The sequence below is a fragment of the Actinotalea sp. genome (assembly GCF_041597215.1).
In the GTDB taxonomy this organism is placed as follows: domain Bacteria; phylum Actinomycetota; class Actinomycetes; order Actinomycetales; family Cellulomonadaceae; genus Actinotalea.
On the sequence record NZ_JBFHHB010000258.1, the window covers coordinates 1 to 4,358 of the forward strand.

At 71.9% G+C, this 4,358-nt stretch carries 3 protein-coding genes; all 3 read left to right on the forward strand.

Annotated elements, in window-relative coordinates; all coding sequences use genetic code 11:
* A partial coding sequence (locus tag ABWK99_RS14055; protein WP_372595327.1) for a hypothetical protein occupies positions 1 to 542 on the forward strand: 542 nt, incomplete at its 5' end.
* The gene (locus ABWK99_RS14060; RefSeq protein WP_372595328.1) at positions 539 to 790 is read left to right on the forward strand and encodes a hypothetical protein; all 252 of its coding nucleotides are present in this window, start codon (positions 539 to 541) and stop codon (positions 788 to 790) included. The genes ABWK99_RS14055 and ABWK99_RS14060, both read left to right, overlap by 4 nt.
* Before the next feature lie 82 nt (positions 791 to 872).
* A partial coding sequence (locus ABWK99_RS14065; RefSeq protein ID WP_372595329.1) for a glycosyltransferase occupies positions 873 to 4,358 on the forward strand: 3,486 nt, incomplete at its 3' end.

The following is a 4,358-nucleotide window of genomic DNA, read 5'->3' on the forward strand; positions in this document are numbered from 1 at the left end:
CCGAGGAGGGCTTCATGCTCGCCGTGCGCCCCTATTGCGGGGCGTTGAGCCGTCGGACGCGGGAGTCGATAGCGCACGTCGCGCGGGGCCGCGAGGACGTCGTGATCGACGAGGACGGGGGATCCGCGTCGATGTCCGAGGCCATCGCGGCTGCCGCAGCGGTGGTCGGACTCCCTCGGGAGCGGATCCTGGGCCCCGTCTTCGCTGCGGCGGTCGCCGCCGGCGTTCCGACCGTGGTCAGCGACGACGTCGTGCTGCTGCGGGGTGCGGCCGAACCCTGGGTCCTGCGGGTCTCGCCCGCCGGCACCACCGAGGAGGGCAAGGACGGCGCGTGCGACGGTCCGAGCATTCGCGGGCGGCGCCTCGCCGGGGCCGGCAGCAGGATGCGGGAGGTCGCCGACAGTCGTCGTGGGTCGCGGTCGGCTCTCGGATCGACGGTCCTGCCCTCCCTCACCGGTGCGGTCGGTGCCCGCCTGCTCGAGCTCGTGGTGGGACCACTGGGTGACTCGGCCCCGGGTCGGCCTGTGAGAATGGTCCGATGACTGCAGGGGGCGACATGGATCAGGTGTCGACGGCGGAGGGCGCCGGGGATCGGGATCGGTGCACGCAGGCACTGGTGGCAGCGGCAGCGGCGCACGACCTCGTCGAGGCGTTGAGCCGCGAGCTGGCCGTGCAGCGGGAGAAGGCCGACCGGCTCGAGGCCGAGGTCGCTGCGCTACGCACGACGCGACTCTTCCGCTACACCTCAGGGATGCGGTCCGTCTACGGCAGGTTGCGCGCGCCGTCGTGAGTCCGAACCCCCGAGTCCTTGACCGTCAGATGAGAGCACCGCGCACCCGGATCCGGGTGCACGGGATCAGTAGAGGAGCGAGATGATCGACCGCCTCGGCCCGGCGACCGTCGGTGAGCCCCAGCCCGAAGGATGGCGCCTTCTCCGCGACACCGGGTCCACGTACCGCGACGGGGCCGAGGAGGAGCTCTTCGAGATCGTGAGCGCGGCGCAGGACCTGCGCTCGCAGAGCGACGAGCTGCTCGCCTCCGCTCACGACTGGGCGACCCTCTACCACCTGCACCCCGACCGGGCGAACATCGTGCGACCCCTGACCATCGGGGCGACGGACCGCGTCCTGGAGATCGGCGCCGGCTGCGGAGCGGTGACCCGGTACCTGGGAGAGGTGGCCGGTCACGTCGACGCCCTGGAGCCTGTTGTCGCCCGGGCGCGCGTCGCGAAGGCGCGCTGTCGCGATCTCGACACCGTCGACGTCCTGGTCGGCGAGCTCGACGACCTCCCCCTGGAGGAGCTGTACGACGTCGTCGTCGTCGTCGGGGTCCTGGAGTACGTCGGAGGTGGCAGCTCCTCCCCGGAGCCCTACGCGCAGTTCCTGGAGGGCATCTCCCGTCGCCTCGTGCCGGGTGGCACGCTGGTCGTCGCGATCGAGAACGACCTCGGGGTCAAGTACCTGTGCGGTGCGCCCGAGGACCACACGAACCGGCCCTTCGACTCGCTCGAGGGCTACCCGTACGGCGCGCACGCCCGCACCTTCTCGCAGCGCGAGCTGCGCGAGATGCTCGCGGCGACGGGCTACGACTCGGCCTTCGTCGGGGCGTTCCCCGACTACAAGCTCACCCGCGCACTGCTGGACACCCCGGCCATGGATCCGTCGACCGGGCTTCTCGAGCGACTGCCGTCGTTCCCGAGCCCCGACCACCTCGACCGGCGCGCTCGGCTCGCGGACGAGCGGCTGCTGTGGCAGACCATCGTGCGGGCCGGTCAGGCCGAGCACCACCCCAACTCGTTCCTCGTCCTGGCGGGCAAGGGCGCTCCGTCGGGCCTGTGGCCACAGGGCGTGGCGGCCCAGGTGTACTCCCTCGGACGCCGGTCGCCTTTCCGCACCACCACCGTGGTGCGGAACGACGCCGACGGCACCTCGTTCGAGCGTCGGGCGGTCGCGGCCGAACCGGCGCCGTGGTTGTCGCCCAGCACCGAGGCGTTCGCGCCGGGCGAGGACCTCCTCAGCTGGGCCGTCGGGGCGTCGGACGCCGACCTTGCTGCAACCCTGCGGGAGTGGAGTGCCCTGGTCGAGCGCTCGGCCGCCGTCGAGGGCGGCTGCCTTCTCGATCTCGTCCCGCACAACCTCATCCGGCGGTCGGACGGCACGCTCGCCGTCGTCGACCAGGAGTTCGTGCACCCGTCCGCCACCCCCGATCAGGTGCTCAGGCGCGGGCTCCTGTGGTTCGCGTCCAAGGTGGCCGCGGTCTCCGTGCCCGGACGGTGGCCGGCCGCCTCCACGGTCAGGGACCTGGCCGCACATCTCGGCGCGATGGTCGGGCTGGACGCGGACGGCGACTGGATCGACCGCGCCGTTGCCGAGGAAGCCGCCGTCCAGGCCGAGATCCGGCTCGTACCGGGAACCGTCGACGACCCGCTGGCCGTGCAGGTCGGCGATCTCCAGGGGGTGCTGGCCGCTCAGATCTCGGAGAACAGCCTCGGGGAGCGGGCCACGGCCGCTGTGCAGCGGATGCAGGCGTCGTACGACGATCTCCTCCAGGAGCTCAAGCGCACGCAGGGCATCTACGGCCGCACCGCGAGCGAGCTCGAGTCCGCACAGTCCGAGGTGAGGCGCGTCGAGCGAGAGCTCGAGCTCAAGCAGGAGGTCGTCGTCGGCCTGCAGGGCGAGCTCGAGTCCGCCGCGACGGAGCTGCACCACGTCCGCAGCGAGGCGGCGCTCGCCTCGTCCGCTGCAGCGGCTCGTCTGGCAGAGGTCGAGGGCTCGCTCGCCGCGATCCGCTCCTCCCGCGGCTACCGCCTCGTCCTGGCGTGGTACCGCGGTGTGGAGCGCGCAGCGCCCGCCGGGAGCCGCCGACGCGCGCTCTACGGTCGCGGCGGCCGACTGGCGGTCAGGGCTGCCCGACGAGCACTCGGGCGCCCGGCGGCCCCCGCTGTCGCCGTCGAGGAGTCGTTGGCGATCGCCACCAGCGCGACTCCGACCGTCTCGGTGGTCATCCCGATCCACGGGAGCTGGGCCACGACGCGTCAGTGCCTGGTCTCCTTCACCGAGCACCCTCCGACGGTCCCCTACGAGATCGTCGTCGTCGACGACGCGTCGCCCGACGACTCCCGGGCCCGTCTCGGAGCGGTCCGCGGTGTCCGTGTCGTGCCACTTGACGTGAATCGCGGGTTCGTCGGTGCCGTCAACGCCGGCATCGAGGCGTGCACGGGCGAGTACGTCGCCCTGCTGAACAACGACACCCAGATCACGGACGGCTGGCTCGAGGCGCTCCTGGAGACGGCACAGGAGCCCGGTGTCGGTCTCGTCGGCTCGAAGCTCGTCTACCCGGACGGGCGCCTGCAGGAGGCCGGTGGAGTCCTCTTCTCGAACGCGGACGGCTGGAACTTCGGCCGCTTCGACGACCCGGGCCTGCCGCGCTACAACGTCCGCCGCGATGTCGACTACTGCTCGGGTGCCGCGATCATGGTCCGTCGTGACGTCCTGGAGGACCTGGGGGGCCTCGACGAGACGTTCGCTCCCGCGTACTACGACGACGCCGACCTCGCCTTCTCCATCCGCGAGCGTGGCCTTCGGGTGGTCTACGAGCCCCGTGCTGTCGTCGTCCACCACGAAGGTGTCTCCCACGGCACGGACGTGACGTCCGGGATCAAGCGGTACCAGGAGATCAACCGGTCGAAGATGCTGAAGAAGTGGGGAGTGCAGCTCGCCCAGCACTATCCCCAGGACCCGGCGATCGTGCAGGCCGCCGCTCGCCGTCAGGGCTCCCGGGGGGTGATCGTCTTCATCGACGACCACGTCCCGAGGCCGGACGAGGACGCCGGGTCGGTGCGGACGTTCGCCTTCCTGCGCGCGCTCAAGCGGCTGGGATGGCATGTCGTGTTCGTGCCGGACAACCGGTACGGCGGCGACGTCTGGGGTGACCGGCTGCGCGAGGAGGGCATCGAGCTCTTCACCGGCCCGGAGCCGGTCGATCACTTCCTCTCCTCCCTCCGGCCGCAGGTGCGTGCGGTGATCGGCGCGCGGGTGACCGTCGCCTGGCCCTACGTCGGGATGGTGCGCAGGGTGCTGCCCGGCGTCCCCTTCCTCTTCGACACCGTCGACCTGCACCACCTTCGCGAGCAGCGCGAGGCCGAGCTGTCCGGTGAGCCGGGGGATGCGGCCAAGGCCGCGGCCACTCGTCGCCAGGAGCTGGGCTTCGTCATGGCGGCCGACGCGACGATCGTCGTCTCCCCGGTGGAGGCGGAGCTCCTGGGGAGGGAGATGCCCGAGGCTCCGGTCTGCGTGATCCCGACCGTGCACGAGCGCCGCGACGGGCGGGCTGCGCCCACGGGGCGCCGCGGCAAGCTC